This is a genomic window from Dethiosulfatibacter sp., assembly GCF_983023055.1.
In genome coordinates this window covers 1-4,641 of record NZ_CEZJXU010000187.1, presented here as the reverse complement: position 1 = coordinate 4,641, position 4,641 = coordinate 1, and the positions used below count along the sequence as shown (strand labels likewise).

Here is a 4,641-nt window from a genome sequence, read left to right as displayed (position 1 = left end):
CTATGTCTTCAGTATAAATCCTTTCCTTGTGATTCTTAAGATGCATGAATACGGCCATTAGCGCCAAGGTTCCAAAGCCCAGAATAACAATCCAAACTCCGTTCATGAACATCAATACTGCCGAATCATCAGTAAGAAACTTCAGATTGTTCCTTACAACTGCAAGTATGGTCCACATGAGTGCTATGTAAATAAATATAAGTACGGAATCATTGCTGAACATTTTGTTGATTTTTTCTTTCAAGTTCATTCCTCCCTTTTTACGAAATTAAAAAAGGACTGTCTCAATAAGCAAAGCCTAATATGAGACAGTTCCTTTTGGCTTAATTCATTAATGTTACAGTTACTAAAAACACACTTTCTACACTAGTTCAAGAAAATTTTCTAAGATTACCCTTCCATCCATAAATTCTTCATTGTACCATTCAGGATGAAACTGAATTCCATACATTTCCTTATCCCTATGCTTTATCGCCTGTATTTTACACATTTTACTTGAAGCAAGCAGATCAAACTTTTTAGGAATATTCTTAACTTCCTCTCTATGCAGCTCTCTGCAATTGAATGTTTCACCTAATCCATCGAAAAGAGAATTATTCTTTAGTATCTTTTGGTCAACATAACCACTTTCAAGAACATCGTCATTGTCATCTTCTACCATCTTACCTATACTTGCACCATGAGCTATAGCCATAAGTTCGAAACCAGCACAGATACCTAAGGTTGTAATAGTAGTATTTTCAAGAAACTCCAATTCCTTTGAATATGATTCTGTTATCTCTTCAATTGTCCAGTGATGTGTAACCCTTCCATATGGTATAACTAAATCCGGTTTAAATTCTGATATAACCGATTGCGAAATTTCGCTATGATGGATTACTTTAATATCCACTAAATCTATTTCAAATATTGCCTTTTTAAGCTGTTCAATCCATCCTAAATCTTCATTATCTCTTTCATTGTTTATTATCAATATTTTCTTATTCATAATTTGTAATCCTCCTATGGCACCGATGAAAGTGAATACAAGATAAATATATCTAAATATTCTTGCTTTGCCTGATGACATTATACAACTCAATTAAAATGCACCTGCAAACTCACCGGTTTCATTTTTTTCACGATATTTACTACATAGAATGATTTCAGCTGCTGATGCAACACCTACAATATTTCCTATTCCAACTGTAGATGCAAGCGCTGTTTGAAGCTATCCTAATATTGGATTTTCCCACAACGGCAATATTCTTCCTATTCCCATTTCCTTGGCATTTGTATATACTCTATGTGCTTCAGACAAATCATGTATTCCCATTCCAATAGGATTGAAGAATATTATGTCGTCTTCAGACTTTCTAACCTGGATGTTTCCTACTACTGTCTGTCCAAGGTCTGTTACCTTTTCTCTTGGTATAACGCCGTCTCTTACTGCCCTGTAGCTTACATCAACTCCATGTCCTGAAACTGCATCAAAGTCGTCAACTACTACATGGTCAACATAGGTAAGTGCCTCTGCTGGTGTATCCCAGAATGAAATCTCACAGTGTACTGCACCTTTTTTATACCATTTCCCGTCAACATATGGAGTCTTGGCCATTGTTGCTGTTGATATTACATCTGAACCAACAAATGCTTCCTCGGCACTGTCTACTGCCACAAAGTCCATGTCTGGTATTTCCTTTTTCATTCTTTCACAGAACTTTTCGGAAGTCTCTTTGTTGAGGTCGTAAACCTTGCAAAGCTTAAGTGAAGGCGCTCCGCATTTGAATGCATGTGTCTGAGTTATTCCTTGTACTGATGCACCTACAAGACCCATAACTTCAGCTCCAGGATTTGCAAGATACTTGATTGCAACTCCGCTTGCTGCTCCAGTTCTCATTGCTGAAACTAGTGATCCATCCATTATGCAATCAGGCATAAGCGTTTCTGGATTCACTATTATTATTATTCCATTCGCTCTTGGAAGTCCATATTTCTTAGGATTGTGAGGCTTGCTTGGTATCCATTTTATACCTGATGTATTTACAGCTCCCAGAAGCCCCTTTGCCTTAAGTTCCTCATCATATTCAGCTCCTCCAAGAAAACCTGGCATTGACATAATTCTTCCAGTTGTCTCTTCAGTCTCTGGTCCACCCCATCTGATTACAGGTTTATGAGGCAGCATGAAATCACCTTTTCCATGTAGAAAGAATGACCTCTCCGTAGCCTGCATTGTACCTGTCATGTCATATCCACCAGCTTTCACACAATCTTCCTGTTGTAGATAAAGAAACTCAACTTTTTTACTCATCTTATTTTCCTCCATTAAATCAATCAATTTATTTTAGTTTGATTAAACTAATTTCTGTACAAGCTCAAAAACTCTTTCATCCGATTCTTCAGGAACCGATTTCACTGCAAGTTTTTGTTAACTTGTATCTATCTAATATATTAATAACATATTACAAAAACCTACACTTTCTACTCAAAAAAACGCAAAAAAAGACCAAACATGAGTTTTAGTCTTGAAATATTCTATCTATGTAGTGGTTGCATTCAGAAAACGGATTAGTGCTGAAATGTTGATGGAGGTAAATGAGTGTCTGTTAGAAAGTACCATGCATGAAAAAGATAATTGACCGCTTTTGTACTGATTATTCGCTTCTCAAACCCAGGATGTATAGAAGAGAAGCAAGAATAAAATCAGAAAAACCATTCGAAAACAATTGGGCTATATTAAACGCGACCTCGGATATTTGAATAACTTTACGTCATATGGTTATACCCCGACCAAAAAAGAAAAAGTATTGCTTGAAACAATCACCATATTATACGAACAACTGGCATACATGCATAAGAACAAAACCCATTCAGTTGACTATCGAATTGTCATTATAAGTCAATCATATTCGAGATCCATAGTATGGAAAAAATCGACAATAAAGCATATGCAAAATAAATTGCAGAAAGTAGATGATTTTATCGCTGAATGCGAAAAGCTTTATGGGATCAAACTCATATACAAAGATATTGTCAAAATCAAACATCTGAAGAAATTACGGAAACAGCTGTACAGGATAAAAGAAGTATTCAGGCAGAAGGGTCTTTTGCTCAAATAAAACAAAACATGGGATTCAGAAAATTTTTAAACCGAGGAAAGCAGAATGTTTTAACTGAAAGCATACTATTGGCTATTGACCATAATATTAACAAGCTTCATCGGAAAGTCCAGGATGAACGACTTGGGCAACACTTGTTTAAGGTTAAAAAAAGTGCGTCAATTTTGAAACTTTATCCACAATCAGGAGATAATTTCAATGTAAAAAGGGGCTGTTGCATCAGCAAAATTTATTTGCTGATGCAACAGCCCCTTATAGATGCTTGATTCACTTTTTCTCATGGTCTAACCAACAGTTCAAGGGAATCCAAAAACTTTTTATTTTTATCGATAGCTTTTTCAACATCTCCGTCGGCTATGGCCTTTATAACATCTACATGACTGTAGTTGATTTCTTCAATAAGTTTTTCATCCAAATCGTATTTCATATAATATATTTTTCTTGCAACAGCGTGAAGAGGCGCTATTGCATTGTGTGCATATGGATTTCTGGAGCAGTGCCCCGCTAATTCATTGAATCTGTCGCTAACCTCAATGGCATAGTTTTTATCTTTATCTACAGTGGCCTTTATATATTCTTCCGTCAGTTCATTAAAGATTTGCCTTTCTTCTGCTGTTGCATGTTTTGCGGCTCTTTTAGAAATCAAGATTTCTAAAGGTCTTCTAACTTCCATTTGAAGTATAAACTCATCTATTCTAAATTCATTGATTAGGATTCCTCTTCTTGGAATTACAATTACAAGATATGCATTTTCAAGAAGTTTTACAGCCTCCCTGACTGGTGTTCTTCCTATCCCTATCAGTTGACTCAGCTCGATTTCAGACCATATGCTTCCAGGTTCCAACTCCAAAGTCAATATCATGTTCTCAATCTTGCCAAAGGCTATTTCTACAAGACTTTTCTGCTCCTTGCCATGTTTATGTGTTTTTCTTAAGCTTCTCATCTTATACCTTCCTTCCCATAATATATCTGTTATATATTATTCCTTTTTCTAGGATTTGTCAATTTATCATAAAAGTTCGGTTGCGTTGATTTACTGTAGAAAAAAGAAAAATAAACTAATCCCTCTTTGAATAATCTTGTTAAGATTGGTTTACTGATTTATCATTTTACCATATTTTTAAATGTAGGTGTTGGATTATTACCAACACCCTCCGTTTGTCATTGACAACGAACCTCTGGGAGCATGACTAATTGCAAAAAAGGCATGCCAAAACAAGCATGCAATACCTAAAAGGCTATCATGCTACCTTCTCATTGTAAATGAAGGCTTAGCCAAACTCGGAAGTTTGAAAGCAAACTTCATAAATTAAGATACTGAAGTTATTTAATTCCAATCATTGGAGCTTATTTTTTTGTCGAATTTTTACTCTTCCAAGTCTGTTTTTTAAAAATGTCCTTGACATAGGGTCCACTTTATGTTGCTTAAGTCTCTTTTTATTATGTCCTTGACTTAGTGACCATTTTAGATTCATGTCACGTACATATAATGATAAAAATAATGGCTGATTCCACCTGCGATTTGTCAGAGGAATTAATAAAA

Annotated in this window: 4 protein-coding genes and 1 pseudogene; 1 reads left to right on the top strand and 4 read right to left on the bottom strand. The window is 35.4% G+C overall.

All coding sequences use genetic code 11. From position 1 onward, the window contains the following. The 3 genes from AC3AX0_RS07665 to AC3AX0_RS07655 all read right to left on the bottom strand — a co-directional run. Nucleotides 1-244 (bottom strand): hypothetical protein (locus tag AC3AX0_RS07665; RefSeq protein ID WP_487549715.1); only part of this gene is annotated, 244 nt, incomplete at its 3' end. A gap of 117 nt (nt 245-361) precedes the next feature. Continuing rightward, complete coding sequence (locus tag AC3AX0_RS07660; protein WP_487549714.1) at nt 362-988, bottom strand: glutamine amidotransferase-related protein; 627 nt, start codon at nt 986-988, stop codon at nt 362-364. Nucleotides 989-1,210: 222 nt separating this feature from the next. Then, on the bottom strand, nt 1,211-2,290 hold the full coding sequence (locus AC3AX0_RS07655) for an ornithine cyclodeaminase family protein (RefSeq protein ID WP_487549713.1): 1,080 nt from the start codon (nt 2,288-2,290) through the stop codon (nt 1,211-1,213). A gap of 678 nt (nt 2,291-2,968) precedes the next feature. Between AC3AX0_RS07655 and AC3AX0_RS07650 the strand changes: the two are divergent. Continuing rightward, a pseudogene (locus AC3AX0_RS07650) lies at nt 2,969-3,256 on the top strand (transposase); the annotation flags it as partial. 119 nt (nt 3,257-3,375) lie between these two features. Here AC3AX0_RS07650 and AC3AX0_RS07645 read toward each other — a convergent pair. Then, nucleotides 3,376-4,041: a GntR family transcriptional regulator gene (locus AC3AX0_RS07645; protein WP_487549712.1), complete on the bottom strand. Its 666-nt coding sequence runs from the start codon at nt 4,039-4,041 to the stop codon at nt 3,376-3,378. Between the last annotated feature and the right edge of the window lie 600 nt (nt 4,042-4,641).